Origin of the sequence: Pseudomonas sp. LAIL14HWK12:I1 (assembly GCF_003202095.1) — a bacterium.
In the GTDB taxonomy this organism is placed as follows: domain Bacteria; phylum Pseudomonadota; class Gammaproteobacteria; order Pseudomonadales; family Pseudomonadaceae; genus Aquipseudomonas; species Aquipseudomonas monteilii.
The window spans coordinates 323,088-338,354 of the sequence record NZ_QJKG01000001.1 but is presented as its reverse complement, the minus strand read 5'-3'; the positions used below and the strand labels follow the sequence as shown (position 1 = coordinate 338,354).

Annotated in this window: 18 protein-coding genes; 13 read left to right on the top strand and 5 right to left on the bottom strand. The window is 54.8% G+C overall.

Annotation, left to right across the window (positions count from 1 at the left end; genetic code table 11):
* The first annotated feature begins 122 nt into the window (after positions 1-122).
* From sicA to D906_RS01570, 13 genes are all read left to right on the top strand, one after another.
* A complete protein-coding gene (sicA, locus tag D906_RS01630) occupies positions 123-620 on the top strand; it encodes a type III secretion system translocator chaperone SicA (RefSeq protein WP_019096355.1) in 498 nt (165 codons plus the stop codon).
* Complete coding sequence (sctE, locus tag D906_RS01625) at positions 620-2,377, top strand: type III secretion system translocon subunit SctE (RefSeq protein ID WP_027615049.1); 1,758 nt, start codon at positions 620-622, stop codon at positions 2,375-2,377. The genes sicA and sctE overlap by 1 nt, the downstream gene beginning before the upstream one ends.
* A 19-nt stretch (positions 2,378-2,396) precedes the next feature.
* Entirely contained in the window at positions 2,397-3,425 is a 1,029-nt protein-coding gene (locus D906_RS01620) for an IpaC/SipC family type III secretion system effector (RefSeq protein WP_050587768.1), read from the top strand.
* 14 nt (positions 3,426-3,439) lie between these two features.
* Complete coding sequence (locus D906_RS01615) at positions 3,440-4,399, top strand: IpaD/SipD/SspD family type III secretion system needle tip protein (RefSeq protein ID WP_019096352.1); 960 nt, start codon at positions 3,440-3,442, stop codon at positions 4,397-4,399.
* The gene (locus D906_RS01610) at positions 4,392-4,673 is read left to right on the top strand and encodes an acyl carrier protein (protein WP_020424230.1); all 282 of its coding nucleotides are present in this window, start codon (positions 4,392-4,394) and stop codon (positions 4,671-4,673) included. Before D906_RS01615 ends, D906_RS01610 begins: the two co-directional genes overlap by 8 nt.
* A gap of 211 nt (positions 4,674-4,884) precedes the next feature.
* Positions 4,885-5,565 (top strand): winged helix-turn-helix domain-containing protein, encoded by a 681-nt coding sequence (locus D906_RS01605; RefSeq protein ID WP_081717228.1) that lies wholly within the window; start codon positions 4,885-4,887, stop codon positions 5,563-5,565.
* Positions 5,566-5,659: 94 nt separating this feature from the next.
* A complete protein-coding gene (locus D906_RS01600) occupies positions 5,660-6,826 on the top strand; it encodes a PrgH/EprH family type III secretion apparatus protein (protein WP_177325291.1) in 1,167 nt (388 codons plus the stop codon).
* Positions 6,827-6,842: 16 nt separating this feature from the next.
* Complete coding sequence (locus D906_RS01595; RefSeq protein ID WP_016711558.1) at positions 6,843-7,103, top strand: EscF/YscF/HrpA family type III secretion system needle major subunit; 261 nt, start codon at positions 6,843-6,845, stop codon at positions 7,101-7,103.
* Between the two features lie 35 nt (positions 7,104-7,138).
* The gene (gene sctI, locus D906_RS01590; RefSeq protein WP_325073248.1) at positions 7,139-7,480 is read left to right on the top strand and encodes a type III secretion system inner rod subunit SctI; all 342 of its coding nucleotides are present in this window, start codon (positions 7,139-7,141) and stop codon (positions 7,478-7,480) included.
* Complete coding sequence (locus D906_RS01585) at positions 7,477-8,199, top strand: EscJ/YscJ/HrcJ family type III secretion inner membrane ring protein (protein ID WP_019096347.1); 723 nt, start codon at positions 7,477-7,479, stop codon at positions 8,197-8,199. Before sctI ends, D906_RS01585 begins: the two co-directional genes overlap by 4 nt.
* Positions 8,183-8,755 (top strand): hypothetical protein, encoded by a 573-nt coding sequence (locus tag D906_RS01580; protein ID WP_016711555.1) that lies wholly within the window; start codon positions 8,183-8,185, stop codon positions 8,753-8,755. The genes D906_RS01585 and D906_RS01580 overlap by 17 nt, the downstream gene beginning before the upstream one ends.
* Entirely contained in the window at positions 8,727-9,446 is a 720-nt protein-coding gene (locus D906_RS01575) for an oxygen-regulated invasion protein OrgB (protein WP_177325290.1), read from the top strand. The genes D906_RS01580 and D906_RS01575 overlap by 29 nt, the downstream gene beginning before the upstream one ends.
* A complete protein-coding gene (locus tag D906_RS01570; RefSeq protein WP_027615044.1) occupies positions 9,436-9,882 on the top strand; it encodes a hypothetical protein in 447 nt (148 codons plus the stop codon). The genes D906_RS01575 and D906_RS01570 overlap by 11 nt, the downstream gene beginning before the upstream one ends.
* Before the next feature lie 82 nt (positions 9,883-9,964).
* Here the strand turns inward: D906_RS01570 and D906_RS01565 are convergent, their stop codons facing one another.
* The 5 genes from D906_RS01565 to D906_RS01545 all read right to left on the bottom strand — a co-directional run bounded on the left by D906_RS01565 (position 9,965) and on the right by D906_RS01545 (position 15,260).
* On the bottom strand, positions 9,965-11,188 hold the full coding sequence (locus D906_RS01565; protein ID WP_027615043.1) for a hypothetical protein: 1,224 nt from the start codon (positions 11,186-11,188) through the stop codon (positions 9,965-9,967).
* A 43-nt stretch (positions 11,189-11,231) separates the two neighbouring features.
* Entirely contained in the window at positions 11,232-11,636 is a 405-nt protein-coding gene (locus D906_RS01560; RefSeq protein ID WP_019096343.1) for a hypothetical protein, read from the bottom strand.
* A 748-nt stretch (positions 11,637-12,384) separates the two neighbouring features.
* Positions 12,385-13,611 carry a hypothetical protein gene (locus D906_RS01555; protein ID WP_143503486.1) on the bottom strand — a complete coding sequence of 409 codons (1,227 nt, stop codon included), beginning with the start codon at positions 13,609-13,611 and terminating at the stop codon, positions 12,385-12,387.
* A 380-nt stretch (positions 13,612-13,991) separates the two neighbouring features.
* Positions 13,992-14,507, bottom strand: coding sequence for a DUF4880 domain-containing protein (locus tag D906_RS01550; RefSeq protein ID WP_019096341.1), 516 nt, complete (start codon positions 14,505-14,507; stop codon positions 13,992-13,994).
* A 441-nt stretch (positions 14,508-14,948) separates the two neighbouring features.
* Positions 14,949-15,260 (bottom strand): DUF6124 family protein, encoded by a 312-nt coding sequence (locus tag D906_RS01545; protein WP_016711549.1) that lies wholly within the window; start codon positions 15,258-15,260, stop codon positions 14,949-14,951.
* Positions 15,261-15,267: the final 7 nt, after the last annotated feature.

Below are 15,267 nucleotides of genomic sequence, written 5' to 3'. Positions count from 1 at the left end.
CGAATGCAAGCATGAGTGATTCACGAACACCACGATGAGCGGTTTGTGACGGCGCCCGTTGCCTTCAGCTGGCTCAATAGCCTTGTCAGCACCGCTGAAGAAACATTCAGGAGTAAGTAGTCATGAGTAGTCGGAAACATACAGAGCAGGAAGAGGACCGGATTGCCGAGCATGTGATGCAGGCCGTACTTGATGGTGCGTCGCTCAAAGAGCTGCGCGGCGTCAGTACCGAGCAGATGGATGGCCTCTACGCCTTTGCCTATGAGTTCTACGAGCAGGGGCGCCTGGACGATGCGGAAAAGTTTTTCCATTTCCTGTGTATCTACGACTTCTATAACGCGCAGTACTGGATGGGGCTGGCGGCGGTGCATCAGCTCAAGCAGAACTATCAGAAAGCGGTTGATCTGTACGCCGTGGCTTTTGCCCAAGGTAAAAATGATTACCGCCCGATGCTCTATACCGGCCAATGCCAGCTGGCGCTGGGTAAAGCCGGCAAGGCCAAGTTGTGTTTTGAGTATGTCATCGAGCGTGTTCAGGAGCCGGGTATGCGTGAGCAGGCCCAGGCTTACCTGAATGCGTTGACCACTATCGACGCCGATCACTCGGAGAAAGAGTTGTAATGGATATCAGGGCTTTGTACTCACGCATATCCCCGGAAACGCAGGCCCGTCAGGCCGGCAGGGAACGTTATGCCGAAGCGGCGAGTAAGGCGGCCAACACCAAGGCCTGGCAGCGCGCTGCCGATACGGCACTGGCCAACCTGCAAGGTGTGAGCTACGCCGCTCAGTCGCAAGGTGGTAATACTGCTGCGCTGGGTAGGCCGATTCTGGCTTCGCCACCGCCAAGTGCTGAGCGTGAGAGAAAGGGTTCTGAAGACAGGTTCACCTTGTTGATGGCCTCGCTCATCAACTTGTTGGGTGACGTCAGCCTGGAGTCACTCAAGTCGCGCATGGAAATCCTCAGGTCGGCCGCCAAGGCCAGCGCTGAGGGCAACAAGGCATTGTCAGACGATTATCTGAGTGCGCTCGCGGAACTGGAAGCGGCTGTCGCCTCTGCGAGCGTATCCGAGGAAGAGCTCGCGGCGGCCAAGGCTAAAGTCGACAGCGCGCAAAGGGCGCTGGCCGATGCTGAAGCGGCGCTGGGGAAAACCGAGCCGGGTACGCCCGAGCATGCCAAAGCCTTGGCGGCCCGTGATCTGGCGCAAGGCAACTTGACCGCCGCCCAACAACAGCTGAGCAACGCCGAGCTGAAGTATCAGGCCGCAGTCAAGGTGGCTGGAGAGGCGGGCAAAAAGGCTGAGGCTCTGGCCAGGTCGGTGGAAATCGCGGGGCTGGGCGACAAGCCGGTGCTCGATGGCATCAAGCGTCAGCTGAACGCGGCTGCGACCATGGTGCTGCTGATGACACGTTTTGCAGAGTTGATGGGCGAAAGCGCTGAAAACAAGATTGAAGCGGAACAGGAGTTGTTCCGCAGCATGCAGGTGGCGCGTCAGGAGTACATGGAGAAAAAGTCTGAAGAGTACCTGGAGCAAGTGCGTAAAGCCGAAGCTGCCATCAAGACGGCGGGGTGTATCGGTAAGTTTTTGGGCCCGGTGCTGACCGTGCTGAGTGTTGTCGGGGCTCCCTTCACGGGCGGAGCTAGCCTGATTCTGGCAGCTGTCGGTGTGGGATTGACGGGAGCGGACATGCTGGGCAAGCAGTTGACCGGGATGTCGTTCATGGAAAAAGCCATGCAGCCTCTGATGGACAACATCCTCAGCCCGATGATTCAGGGCATCGGCAAGGGGATTGCGGACCTTCTGAAGAAGGCCGGCGTTGATGCGGCGTCGGCCGATATGGCGGGGATGATCATGGGCGCAATCATCGGTGCCGTGGCCATGGTCGCGGTACTGGTGGTTGTGGCGGTTGTTGGCAAGTCTGCTGCGGGGCGGGTCGCCAATGCGATGGGCAACATGTTCGGCAAGATGGCCAACGAGATGACGCCACAAATGCTCAAGCAGGCCGCACGGGCGGTCAGCAATGGGTTTACCAGTGTCATGACCAAGGCCCGGTCCAGCATCGGTCTCAAGTCAGATGCGATCTCCCTGGATCTCTATGCATCGCGCCTGGCTGCTTCGCTGGCGGTGGTAGAGGCGGGCGGTACCGCCGCCCAATCCGCGTTGGAAACCAAGTCGGGTATTCACCAGCGCAACGCGGCGCAACACCTGGCCGACTTCGAGTTCGCCAAGGTTATCTCCGAAGCGCTGAAGAACTATCTGCACGACATGGTTCAACTCTTCGATCAGTCCATGAAGGCCAAGGATAACGCCATCAAGCAAGCCTTCAGTATCCAGGACAGTATCAACAGCAGCAGCTTGAGCATGGCGCGCAATATTTGATTCAACAGGGGTGGCACACATGGAATTATCAATCAATAGTCGTTCTCCATCGTTAGTCAGCCCTCAGGCTGCAGAGGTGGCAGATAAGGTCGTCGATCAAAAGCAGCCGCTGTCGATCAGCAACCTCGGTGGACGGCTCGATGCGCAGGTGTTGATGTCTCGACCCACGCACGCTGTTGAAGCATTGACCCCTCAGCAGTTGAATCAGCACCTGGGTACCTCGGGGTTTAGCGAGAGCGAAAGCCAGGCGATGATGGGCTTATTTCTGGCCACTGTGGTCCAGCAGGAGAAAGAAGGTACCGAAGGTGCGGTGAAAGATCCCGTGGCGGACCTGTTGTCGTTCGACCCCGCCGCGTGGGAAAAACATATCGGTGTGTTGGTGGCGTCGATTGTCGCGCTCAATATCGCACGCAAATCGAGCGCTGAAATGAGCGGCAAGTTCACACAGATGGCCTATGAGGCCGCCATTGCGCAAGGCGTTGCCATCATGGCCGGTGGTGAGGCCGCGATGTGGGCTGCGGTCAGTGGTGCGGTCGTTGCCACCACCATGGCCGTCGCGGGTGCCGGGTTGTCCTTGCGCGGGCAGAGCCAGAAGCATACTGATATCAAGATCAATCAGTCGGCTGCGGCGAAGTTCGATGCGCAGGCCCACCAGATGCGCGTTGACCTGGAAATTGACCCGAGCAAGCGGGCAGTTCTTGAGTCGAAGATTCGTGAGGCGGTTGACCAAGCCACGCAAGCGCGCATGGAAAGTGCCCTTCAGGCAAAAACATACGAGCGCAACCTGACTGTTGGCGGTGCCGTCAGTTCCATGGCGATGATCATCAGCTCCGGGTTGTCCGCCATCCTGCGTTTGCAAGAGTATTCAGAGCGTCAGCGCGAAGTGCTGCACCAGTCCGAGCAGGGTCTGAACAAGGCGGTCAGTGATGTCGCCAGCCAGAGCGTCAATGAAGATGCGGTGCTGGTCAGCAAGATGCTGGACGCTATCCAGCAGTTGGTCGACAGTCGCGGCTCTACCCTGAGCGCAATCGCCTCTGTACGCGCCTGAGCAGGAGTTGAATCATGGAAATTGTCACTAGGTCCTCCCCTGCCATTGCGCTGCGTATCAATCAGCCGGCGGATGAAAAGGTTGGCGGTCCTGAGGTCGATCATCGTCCACTGCCGTCGGCGGCTGAACGGTTGACGCAGTCGTTGGTATCCCGGTTAGGTGGAACGGAGCTCGGGAAAGTAAAGCCCAGTCAGGTTCAGGGGCATTTGCTGGAAGCCGAGTTACGCAAATGGGCAGCGCTTGCCCACCCTGCTGGCCCCAACATCCAACAGTGGAAGGATGAAACGCTCAAGAAACTAAGCGATTTGCCGTTGGCGCCAGAAGCTGCTCGGAATGCGTTGAATCCGTTCAGTGGCAGCGCCGATTTTTTTGAGCAATTGCTGGCGATGATCGGTTTCATCAAGGGCGAATACCTGGAGATCTACGAAGCGCTGCTGACCCAATACTCGGACTTCTACAAGGAGTTCAACGAAACCATCATGGCGAAGATGGGGGAGTGGATAACAGGTGGGAACGACGGTAAGGAAGTCAAAGTAAGTTATAAACTTCGCGCTGCTTTGATGGCGTTGCGCAATAAGTATCAGCAAGCCCCGGACGGGGTCCTCTATCCCACCTCTGGTATGGGAAGTGCGACACAGGAAGAGGCACAGAAGTGGGCCAAGGCCTTGGGGTTGCCTGATTCATGTGTGCAGCCTGATGGCAGCGGTGGCTATCGCGTGATGATGGACTTATCGCCGCTGGAGGGAATGATCGCAGCAGCTCCCATATTTGGCGCGACCTGGGATACCGCGAAGTTCCAAGCCTGGCAGACCGGTTTTAATAGCCTGGAAGGTGATCTGAAGAACCAGCTGCAGTTATTCACTACCAAGTACGGGAACGCCAACTCGTATCACGAGAACTTCAACAAGATCCTCTCCTCGCAATTGAGCCAGTATGCAGAGATGCTCAAGGCGCTCGCGAGCGGGATTGGTTGACGTCGTCGTTATGAAGCAAATGATAAAGCTTGAAATCGAGACCGTTATTGTCGCAATTCTCGCTGATAAACTCGTGGTCGATGTCGATGCCGTTACCTCAAGCGCCCGCTTGGTGGAGGACCTCGGTGCGGATTCGTTGAATTTTCTGGATATTGCTTTGGAGATTAACTGTGTCCTGGGCATTGAACTGCCTCCAGAGGGTTTGGCCAGTATTCGTAACGTGGAGGATCTTTATCGCGTGGTTCATCAGGCAATCGCTCAGGCGTCTGTCTGAGCGCTTTCCCGAACGTGCGCACTGGTAAGGGTGCGTAGCCATTTTTCGACAAGATATCTCTACTATGCCGCAGACGGTATGCGTCGGCGACTCAGTGGGGAATTAGAGCCTTTCCTTGGATAATGCGGATTAGTCTCTAGCTTATTGTAGAGAAATCTCAAATATCGTAGGTATCACTTCCCCTATAGTTGGTCACTCACGCCGGGTGCGGATGAACTCCGCCAATGTCACGGCATATTCATCGCATTGGGATGGGGCAATTTGCGTTATGGAAGGGGTTACTGATCAATTGCCAGGGCGGTCGTTTGTGTTTGGCCAATGGATATTGCAGGCGGATGGGTTACTTCTGCGTGACGGTACCGGACTACATCTTCCACCCAAGGAATTGCATGTACTACAGCTATTGTTGTCAGCGGCGGGCTCGCTAGCTCCCAAGGGCTGGATGCTGGACCAGGTGTGGCCCAACTGCGACGTGGCCGAGGAGTCCCTTACCCGCTGCATTTATGCGTTGCGCAAGTTGCTGGGGCGTGAAAATGACTATATCAAGACGGTCTATGGCAAGGGTTATCGCTTTGTTGGGGAGGTCGTCGAACGAGGGGGGCCGCCTTCATCGGTGCCCTCGTTATTAGTCTTGCCGTTGCTGGCGCAGGATGATGAGTGCGCCCTGGAAATGCAGTGCGAAGAGGTTCGCCGATTGGCCGCCGTATTGGGTGGGCATGTTTGTGTGATGCCGGCGGGGCCTACAGCTAATGCGCAAGCTTCCGACGATTACCTGTCGATAGTCGAGCGAATAACACGTGAATATCATCTCAGTGTTCGTTGCGGGTTCGAAGCCGGTGACCGGCATTCTTCTAGCCGGATTCTGATCGCTTGCAACAGGTGCTCCTCATAATCTGATCAGGATTCTCTACCTTCCACGCCCTATCATTTATCGCATGCCGAAGCGGTAGGCGCTTTTCATAGAGTTAGACCAAGTGGTGAACAGCATGCAGGATTCTCCTGCAACGCAATGCGTCCTGAGGGTGTTCAGTGGCCCGCTGCAGGGTTGCGAATTTGATCTGGCGCAGCAGCGTACTCTTTTTGTCGTTGGTTCCGAGGCAACGTTTTGCTCGATTGAACATCCGCTCAGTGTTCCGGACGATGCCATCTACATTCCGCTGGCGTGTGGGGGATGCAACTTTGAGGTCTTGCTTGGGGGTGATGACCGCCCAGAGTGTGTCGTGCGTATCCTGGGTGACGAAGGTGTGGTTGAGCGGCCCATTCCATTCCAGTCACTGGAGCATATATCGGAGTTGCTAATCGCCGTGCGCCCATTCGATGAGGCGTGGCGGAGCGAGTTGTTGGTACAAGGGTCGGCTGTGCTTGCTGAGCCTGAGCCGGCTCGGATGCCCGTTATCGTTTCGCGGCGAGTGGCTGTTGCAGCGGTGCTGGTGATAATGGCTGGCTTGGCCATGTTCGGTTGGTACGCCTCGAATTCCACTCCTGTGTCGAATGTTGAGGCGCTGATTGCCGGGGGTAACAACAGCATGGTCGTCATGTACGGCCGCGACCAGGCAATTTACGTCTTCGCTGACTCCGAGCGCGATGCCGCATGGGGAAGGCAGGTATTGGTGCGCAATGGGTACTCGGCGACTCAGGTGATGACCACATACGACGAGCGTCGCCGTTTGGAGAGTCTGGTGTCCAGCCTTGCGCCGCAACTCGCCTATCACCGTATGGATCTCAGTGATCCGCTTGTTCCGCGATTGTTGATCAGTCGTCAACGCAGCCTGCTGGCACCCGGATTGCGGCGTCGCCTGGAGAGCGCTTTGATCGCAGTCGCACCCTACGCTCGCGAAATAATGATCGTACAAAGTGACGATGACGAACTCCTGCACCTGGCCGAGCAAGGCTTGGAACGCCTGGCATTGCCCTTTACTCGGCACAAACATGCTGAGGGTGTGACCTTTACAGTCGAGGGCAATCTTGAGGACGCGGAGTTGCAGGCCCTGGGTGACTTTGTCGCAACGTTCGGTCGGCAATGGGGTGAGCGGTACGTTCATTTCGCGATCGAGCTCAAAGATGACTGGCTCAAGGGCAAGTCGTTCCAGTATGGGCCCCAGGGTTACATCAAGATGACACCGTCATCCTGGCACTTTCCTAAATCCCTTTGATAATAACGGTTGATATATGAGTACGGTTTCAAACCCTATTGAATTTCATGATGACTTCCTGGGCCGACAGGCTCAAGGCTTCGAGGACGGCGCTACCGGCCTCAAAACCAAACTCGATGAGGCACTGGCCGCATTGCATGAAGATGCGTCGGACCCCACGCTATTGGCGGCCTATCAGGCTGCATTCTCTTCCTACAACGTGTTCCGTAACGTTGCGACCAATACGATCAAGGGCTTCAAGGAAATTGACACGGCGATAGTTTCCGCCGCGCGTTAAGCCTTGCGTCTCCGCTCGGCTGGCAGGAATTTCATATGCCAGCCGGGCACTGTTCTTGTGGGGTTACTATGTCTGTTTCTTCCCTGACGTCAGTGAACCTGAGTCCGCTTCGGATGGCCGAATGGGCGCGTCCCGAGCCTGGCTCAGTGGTTTCCCTGGAGGGTCGTTTGATCGAAAGTTTCGCCAGCTCCGCTGTGGGCACCGAGCGTGATCATGCAAGGATCAATGCCATGCTCAAACGCCCGGATATCACCAACCCGGAAGTGTTGAGCGAATTGCAGCTGCTCACTGCGCAGTACAACATCGATGTCTCTTTACTCAACGTCCTGGTCCGTAAAACAGTGACTACGGCCGAAACGTTGTTGCGTTCGTCATGAAGGTTTTCGCCTGGCTTGCGCTGCTCTGTTTGATGCTGGTTGGCTGTCGACAACCGAGTTTGCTTGAGGGCCTTGACCAACAGCAGGTCAATGAAGTGATTTCGGTACTGCAGCGCAATAACATCACTGCGACCAAAGTGGATAACGGTAAGACCGGATACTCGGTGCAAATCGCGCAAGGGGATTTCGCGGCGGCGGTCGACCTGTTGGCCCTGTATTCGCTGCCTTCCAGGCCGCGTGTTGAAATCGCCCAGATGTTTCCTGCGGACTCTCTGGTCGCTTCGCCGCGAGCCGAGAAGGCGCGTCTGTACAGTGCGCTGGAGCAGCGCCTGGAGCAGTCGTTGAATACCCTGGAGGGTGTGGTTTCAGCACGGGTACATGTGAGTTACGACCTGGAGACCGGAGAAAGCGGTCGCAAGGTAGCGCCCATCCATGTCTCGGCGTTGGTGGTGTATGAGCGTGACAGCGAGCCACAGCTACTGATCAGCGATATCAAGCGTTTTCTCAAGAACAGTTTCTCGGCCGTGGACTACGAACACATTTCGGTGGTCTTGTCCAAGCGGGCTTTGATTCAGCATGCCGCCCCCTTCCCGGAGCCTCGCGCTTACGCCTTTACCTGGCTCTATGGCGTGTTCGTCTTAGGCATTCTGGCTGCGCTAGCGTACTGGGTCATGCGGTATCGACAGTCGAAAGGGATCGAGCATGCTTCGCGGGACTGAAGCGCTGCGCGCCATCCTCCAGCAGCCGCTGGACTATCTGCATCCTCACCGGGGTGTTGTGCCAGCGCTGTTTGGCGAGCCGGCAGCCCGCGCGCTGCTCAACCAATCGTTGCTAAGAGGGTTGGCACTCAGTTGCCCCGATCCGCAACAGCTCAAGCGCAATCCATGGACTGATTGCTGGGTCGCACATTGGCAGCATTTGCCCGCAGTCGCCCGCCTTATGGGGGCGCACCTGATGTGGCCGCAACTGGCTCGCGGGGCGCGCATGCGTGAGCTCGATGTTCCGACAAGAGCCTTCGCCCGCATCAACCTGGGCAATCGGCCAGCGGTCGTGATCAGCGAAGCGCAAGGACTTGAGCCATCGCTCGACGCCCTGGGGCTCGCTGCCTTGGCAGCTTGGCATCAATACATCCCGGATGCGCTCATGCAGCGTCTGTTCTTGCAGTTCTCGCCGCGAGTGGTCGAGTTGCAGCAAACCTTGCCGATCCTGGCGCCGAATTCGTCACTTTTCATCCTGGCGGTACAACATGCTCGAATCCATCAGAACGCTTGCTGACATTCCTTCGACGGATGCCCTGCTGCTGAGGCATGAAGAACGCACGGCTGCGCGTAATCGTCGGTTGTTGATGCAGCAAGCCCGCGAGCGCGCCAAGGCCTGTATGGCAGAAGCGCAACAAGAGGCAGACAGTGTTCGTGCGAACGCCTTTCAGGACGGTTATTCCCAAGGCGTGCTGCAAGCCGCTGCTGACGTGAGCGGGCTTTTACTGCAGTCGCGAGTGATGGCAAGCGCGTTGCAGGCAGAGCTTGTACAGGCCGCCCGGTCATTGCTGGGGGATTTGCTGATGGACGACCGTCTGCTTGATGCGCTGCTGCAGCGTTGGCAGGCGGGGTGGGTAGACCAAGGCCGGGAGCCGCTGCAGATCATGCTGCCGCTGCGGTGCAAGGCCGGGCAGATGGCGCTGAACACCAGGTTGAAGGGCTTGGGTGTCGAGCGGGTGGATATCCGTTTCCATGCCCAGGAACGTTACCTGTTTCGCCTCGCGGATCAGGTGGTCGAGCTCGACATCGGCGCCACCCAAGAGCAGCTGTCGCAGCGTCTGATCGCCCAGCTCAAGCAGTTACCGGAGAGTGTGCGCCAGCTCGATGAAGCGTCGAAGAACGTGTTTGTCAGTTGGGCTGCCGACCTGAACAAGGAAGGCTATAGCGCGATGAATATTTCGAAGTCGGATAACAGCGATGAACATTGATAACTACTCGCTTGCAGGTCCCGGCCAGGCCCCGCATCGAGGCGCCGAGACGATTGTGCCTCTGGACCAGCGCATGGGGCTTCAGGGCGCGGAAACCAGCGCTGATCCGGATCCTGAGTTTGCCCAGTTCTACGGCGCGTTCATGGAGTGGATAGCGTCCACGGCACCCTCACCGGGCAGTATTCAGCGTTACTTGAAACAATACGCGAATGCCGTTGGCGAGTTGCCCTATAAAACGACGCAGAAGCAAATGGATGCGTTGACGCAGGTGATGGTGCGGATGAAAGAGCAGGGTTTGGAAGACAGTGAGACTTACAAGGAGATAAGGGTTGCGCTGGTATCGGTTTCATCGGCCAATATGTTCTTTAAGGAGTTTATGCAGGGCGTGTTCAAACCGTCTGAGGACGAAGATAGCCGCGAAAATATCAATTGGTAGACGCATTGGCATTTAAATCTCCAATAAGCGGCTAACCGTGGAACTGGATGAATGCCGTCGCTTGGGCATTTTAAACAGCGCGCTATTGCGCTGTATTGGTTTTAAATAATTCGGTTATGAGATCCGTCGCTGCGCCATGCCCAAACACATGAGCGGCATCACGTTGTGATTGAGACAGCGTTCCCTCTGCCCTCATGCTTTGCCCCAAGTAGACGAGAATGCCCTCAAGCACTTCGACGGTGCTGTGGTAGCCCAGACCAACCAAAAAGGCACTGGCACCCGCCGCACGAGCATAGCGCTGCGCTTGCTCGACCGATGTCAAGTCAGACAGGGGGTGACGGAACTCTTCACCCGCTTGGCGAACCGAATTACGGGTGAGGGCGCCCACATACTGGTCCTCTCCTTTAACCCCGCATAACATGTCCCAGGTCTGTAAAATCTCGGCCGGAGAACCTGACATGTGCCCGGCAAACGGCTCTGTAGTTTGCTGGATGCGGGCCGTACTGATGTCGAAGACCGGCCAACGGATTTCTGGAATACGATTGTGTTCAGTAATGCCTAGTATTTTATCTGCTTCCAGCCCCATATTGTGAATGCCCGTTCGGAAAGGGATGTCTACGCCAGCGTCGAAAGTCACTACTTTTCGCTCAGACTTTTTATCTGGCCCTACAGTGCGAGAGCCTCCAGTCTCTCGCATGATTTCCATTTCTGGTTCCTCTGGCACATGCAGGCCCGCTGCTATCAGCAGACTGTTAAACTCGGTCAGCAACTCCATCTTCACGTCGGCAGGGCGGGAGTAAAATACGCCGATGTCTCCCATCAGAGCAATTACCGCGGCTCTGTCTGTAGCACTGGCAGTCTGTGCACTGGATACCGTGTTCTTTGTACTGGCTCGCTGTAGCGTAGCGAGCAAATCTGCAATTGTTCTTCCTTCGAGCAGGCCTTCTTCTCCCAGTAAACGGGCAGCGATGATTGTTTGACTGTCGGGACTCAGGTTTGAAACGACTCTATGCAATATGCTGGCAGCAGTGCCCAGTTCTTTAATGAGCACGTCGCACGGGCTATAAAGAACTCTTCTTCCGTCAATAGTTTGTTTCATGGCGAGCTTCTTCGTCGCTCTCAGTGTGTGCGGACCTGCCGGTTTGGTGTGGGTCAGTGTAGACGTTTCATTTGATGCAATATCAGTGGAGTTGTTTATTGCGAAATCAAAGTTTTTGACAAAATCGGCGTTTTTTGAGTTGCTGCTCTCGACTTGGTCTTTTACGGTGGTTGGCGGAACGAATTTTATATTGTTATTAATCGGCATGCTTAGTCGCCTGTGTAACGCAGTTGAGGTTGTGGGGTGTGGTTCAATGATTGAGTGCTTTGTGGACTGACATGATCAGGCTGTAGAACTCATTCAGTGCCAGGCGTAGCGTGTCCGGTGATTCGATGCATTCTTCTGCGAGCAGTGCTTTTATCTCGTAGCCATTATTCGCTTTTCCCAGTACTGCTTGGCCCGTCAATACACCTGGCAAGGCGTGCTGCAGTAAGTCGAGTAGTTTTTCTGCATGAAAACTTATGTTGATGCTATTCAAGTCTTCAAGTTTGCTCCATATCCAGGTCATGTCATTTTTTATTGTAATAATTATTGGGCTGATGGTTTTGAAGTTTAGCTCTATGGAGGAGTGATGGTCGAATGTGCCGATTCTTTCCGGAGGAAGTCCGAGACTTATCAATGATGTGCGCAAGGTTTCCGAGATGTTGGGGTGCATTGTCAGTTCTCTCTTGGGGGTTAAAGGCAAGCTTTTCTAGAGTGCTATTTAATTTGCAATTCTGAAATGCCCACCGCTGACGCCTTGAGACATCAGTGTTCGGCATTTAAAGGCGTGTGATTGACTCATGGCTCTGCATGCGGTTGAGGGTATCTGCTATTCACTAGCATATTCAGCAGGTGCCTACGGCACAGCCTTGACAATTGAAACAGTGAGGGTGAATTTGACACTGAGTTCAGCGTGGACTTTTTCTTGCAGCCTAGATTTCGCCTATGGCCTTGTCTTTCAAAAAGCGCTCAAATTTATGAGAATTTGAACGTTTATTTTGTTATGACGTCGTTCGGAGTTCATGAGTGGCACGATATGGCGCGAGGGCTAGGTGATAGTTCCCCCTGAAATCAGTTCACGTAAGAAGTAGAATTGAGTTCGGAGGCGATCACCCTGGATGAAGCGTACAGGTGCTTCAGGAAGCACGCTTTACGTTATGGGGCAGGGTTGTAAAAATTTTTTGCGGCAATCGATCCTTGGATAGACCACCCTTCGAGAATACCAGTCAGTTAAACAGGTTGCGTTGATCAGAGCTCGTCAAGGCATTAGCAGCGCCTGTTTATGGCGCGCCGCCCGTGCGGCGCATCGCGAGGTGCAGGACGATCGTACAGATATACGAATGCCCTGTCGAACGCGCCTCACGCCAAATTACTTAACTGACCGACATTAACCCTCCAAGGGTGATCGTTTGTAGAATTGATCAGTGTATCGAAATTGTTTGACTGGCGCGTTCACTCAACTGTCTAGCCAATTCAGGATCGCTGATTTCAACGGTGAGTTGCTTGTCGTAGAGGTCGTGCTGGTTGTTTGCGATCAACGCGTCCAAGGATTCACGATCTATTTCAGCCAGTGCAGTATCAATCAGCTGTACGGTGTCGTCGGAAAACTCACGGTGCCCAATGTCGTTGTGCGTTTCCATCTGGTAAATGGCGAGCGCTGGTAGAAGTGAGGTTTCTACGTAATTTGGTTCTTTATAGTCGGCTAGATGTTTCTCCTCTCCACTTGTGAGAGGGAAGCCTTGTTCAAATTTTTCCGCCAGTGAAGTATTCAGGTGATCGCTTAACACAAGTACCTGTAGATGAGTTATCTGGTCCTGGAGCATGGCCTTGAAAGTTTCATTGCTTTCGATCTTTATCTGCGGAATTTCTTTAATATCATTGGATTTTTCGAACGCAATCGAATTTTCGGAAACCGCTTTACTCGTGTGGGCAAGTGTCAGGGTAGTTCCCATGACGTTCCCGTGGGATTCTACGCTGTGAGGTGTAGCTATGGGGAAGTGATTAAGACTACCTTGCGCGTACAATGTTTTATCTGTGACTTTCATCTCGGCTTCTGAAATGAATTTTGCCTCACGGGCTCCAGCGTCTGTTTGCGACTTTGATGCGCCGAGTTCATATTTTGAGTAACTATCTCTTAGTGAGGTTGAATCTGTTTTCGGGCCTTCTTGGTAGTTGACGTTGATGTATCCTCCCGCCAGCACGCTTGATCCCAGGGTCCAGCGATGATAGTGAGGGCTATCCTCTCCTCCGAGACCGCTACCTCTGACACTAAAATTGTGAAGGCGCAGATTCCAGCCCTGCTCCGGGTTAGACATCAAGTAAAACTTGTTGAAAAAAGGGGCTTTAGCTGATTTATTTTTGCAATTTTCAAATAACTTATCGTCGGTCTTGATGTGTTCTAGTATGGAAATAAGATCCTGTTTGGAAATGGGTTCTATATCTGCGGTCACACCAGGCCGTTGTTGGAAGCCAAGCTCCGTCTTCGGGCTGAAATCTTGATATCGCTCACTGATCATTGTGAGCGTATTTTGATAGATTTTTTCGTTTTTTACAGCTTTGGGTTCGGCTTCATTAACCGTCCGGGCGGGAGCGTTATCAGGTGTAAAAGTGGATACTCGCGACTGAGATGTAATACTTGATATAGGCATGATCAGATCTGTACGGAATAGAGGGCAATAGGATCTGTGTGGAAATCTTGAAACTCGGTGACGCAGCGTGAGAACGGCCTCGAATGTTCACTCACAACCCGCAAAGTCTGGCGACACCTCGGCTGTTTTTCGCCTTGCCTTACCTTCGTTTCAGACTTTTCACACAGGGCCTAAGATGCATCCAAGTCGAACGCCCTGCTTTCACAAAAAGCTCATTGCCGTGCTTTTGGCCGCGATTGCAAGCCCACTTTCAGTTAGATAATGTCAGCTTTCCGACAAACCAACGTGGCCGTCCTCGCAAACGCCGCTAATGGGTCTCGCTGGCTTTTTTCATGCGGTGTTTGTGGCATCTCTATTCGTACAGAGCCTTCGGGGGGTGATCAGCCCCACAACCCAAACAGCACCAACGCCGCCACACCCAGCCCGACCGCAACCGAACAACCGCCCAGCGACAACGCCGCCCGGCCTTGCCGGTACCAGCCGTCGTGGCCAAGCTGCCGAGCCGGTGCCAGCAGGCTGCGCCAACGCAATTCCGTCTCGTAGAACGCCTGCAAGTTCGCCTGGTCCGCGTCCAGCCAGCGACGAAAGTCGATCCGCTCGCACGCTGTTACCTGAGGGCTTTGCAAGCGCACATACCATTGCCCGGCAACACTTGCCAGTACATCCCGGCGCGAGCGGCCGGCCTGCAGGGCCTGTTCCATGTTCCGCTCGACACTGGCCAATGGCAGGTCGAGGCGGGCGGCAATGCTGGCGAAGTCCAGTTGATCGAGGCGGTTGAGCAGGAACACTTGCTGTACGCGCCGGGGCAGCCGCTTCAGGGCATGCAGCAGGGCGTGATCGGCATCATGTTCGGCAACCGGGCCTGGGTGCTCAAGGGGCAGTAGCAGACGGGTCATGGACAGCTCCTTGCTCTACAAAGGGGGGGAGGGGATGGGGGCATCTTCCTTGATGCCTGATCAGCGTAGACGAAACGAGATTGATTCTCAACTGCTGATTCCGCAAAGTTTTGTAATGAGCGTTCACGCCCTGAAACACCTTTGCTATCATGCGCGCCATCACGATCTTCATTAGCCTGAAGAGCCAAAAAAAAAGACCCGGCAAAAAGCCGGGTCAAAAACCGTGATTAGCCTGATGAGGAGATAATCTGAGAGCGACCTAAGCTCCAGGTTATCCAGCGGATCTCGCGATCAGCTGAGTGCAATAATAATCGTTATCATTTGCCAGTCAAATGAATTTTCGTCCTTTCGGTAAAAAAGTTTTACCGATGCGCTTCCTTGTCCCGGCAATCGGGGCCTTTGCCGTTACGCGGCTATCACGTTTTCTCCCTTCTTTCTTGCCTATAAACCCGGTTCTGCGGCGCGTTTGTGCTCCAGCAGTGCGCGGGCCATGTCCATCATGTGCATCAGGGCGAAGGTCAGCTCGCGCTGGCTGCCGTGCTGGTGGGTGGCTGTTTCCTGGGCGGTGGCGGCAGCGCAGCGCAGCAGGGCGATGGCGTGCTCCTGGGCTTGGTCGCCGGTTACGCCCTCGTGCAAGGTCCAGATCTTGTTGTCCAGCGTGGGGCGTGGCGGGTTGGGGTTGAGGTAGTAGTCGAGCGCGCGACGGGCTGCTTCGCTGTCGAGATCTGTTTCGTCGTTTTTCGATGGTTTCATCCTGATA

Excerpts from the sequence above, each read along its gene's own strand:
- sicA (WP_019096355.1), top strand. The coding sequence starts at position 123 with ATGAGTAGTCGGAAACATACAGAGCAGGAAGAGGACCGGATTGCCGAG.
- sctE (WP_027615049.1), top strand. The coding sequence starts at position 620 with ATGGATATCAGGGCTTTGTACTCACGCATATCCCCGGAAACGCAGGCC.
- D906_RS01620 (WP_050587768.1), top strand. The coding sequence starts at position 2,397 with ATGGAATTATCAATCAATAGTCGTTCTCCATCGTTAGTCAGCCCTCAG.
- D906_RS01615 (WP_019096352.1), top strand. The coding sequence starts at position 3,440 with ATGGAAATTGTCACTAGGTCCTCCCCTGCCATTGCGCTGCGTATCAAT.
- D906_RS01605 (WP_081717228.1), top strand. The coding sequence starts at position 4,885 with ATGAACTCCGCCAATGTCACGGCATATTCATCGCATTGGGATGGGGCA.
- D906_RS01600 (WP_177325291.1), top strand. The coding sequence starts at position 5,660 with ATGCAGGATTCTCCTGCAACGCAATGCGTCCTGAGGGTGTTCAGTGGC.
- D906_RS01595 (WP_016711558.1), top strand. The coding sequence starts at position 6,843 with ATGAGTACGGTTTCAAACCCTATTGAATTTCATGATGACTTCCTGGGC.
- sctI (WP_325073248.1), top strand. The coding sequence starts at position 7,139 with ATGCCAGCCGGGCACTGTTCTTGTGGGGTTACTATGTCTGTTTCTTCC.
- D906_RS01585 (WP_019096347.1), top strand. The coding sequence starts at position 7,477 with ATGAAGGTTTTCGCCTGGCTTGCGCTGCTCTGTTTGATGCTGGTTGGC.
- D906_RS01580 (WP_016711555.1), top strand. The coding sequence starts at position 8,183 with ATGCTTCGCGGGACTGAAGCGCTGCGCGCCATCCTCCAGCAGCCGCTG.
- D906_RS01575 (WP_177325290.1), top strand. The coding sequence starts at position 8,727 with ATGCTCGAATCCATCAGAACGCTTGCTGACATTCCTTCGACGGATGCC.
- D906_RS01570 (WP_027615044.1), top strand. The coding sequence starts at position 9,436 with ATGAACATTGATAACTACTCGCTTGCAGGTCCCGGCCAGGCCCCGCAT.
- D906_RS01565 (WP_027615043.1), bottom strand. The coding sequence starts at position 11,188 with ATGCCGATTAATAACAATATAAAATTCGTTCCGCCAACCACCGTAAAA.
- D906_RS01560 (WP_019096343.1), bottom strand. The coding sequence starts at position 11,636 with ATGCACCCCAACATCTCGGAAACCTTGCGCACATCATTGATAAGTCTC.
- D906_RS01555 (WP_143503486.1), bottom strand. The coding sequence starts at position 13,611 with ATGCCTATATCAAGTATTACATCTCAGTCGCGAGTATCCACTTTTACA.
- D906_RS01550 (WP_019096341.1), bottom strand. The coding sequence starts at position 14,507 with ATGACCCGTCTGCTACTGCCCCTTGAGCACCCAGGCCCGGTTGCCGAA.
- D906_RS01545 (WP_016711549.1), bottom strand. The coding sequence starts at position 15,260 with ATGAAACCATCGAAAAACGACGAAACAGATCTCGACAGCGAAGCAGCC.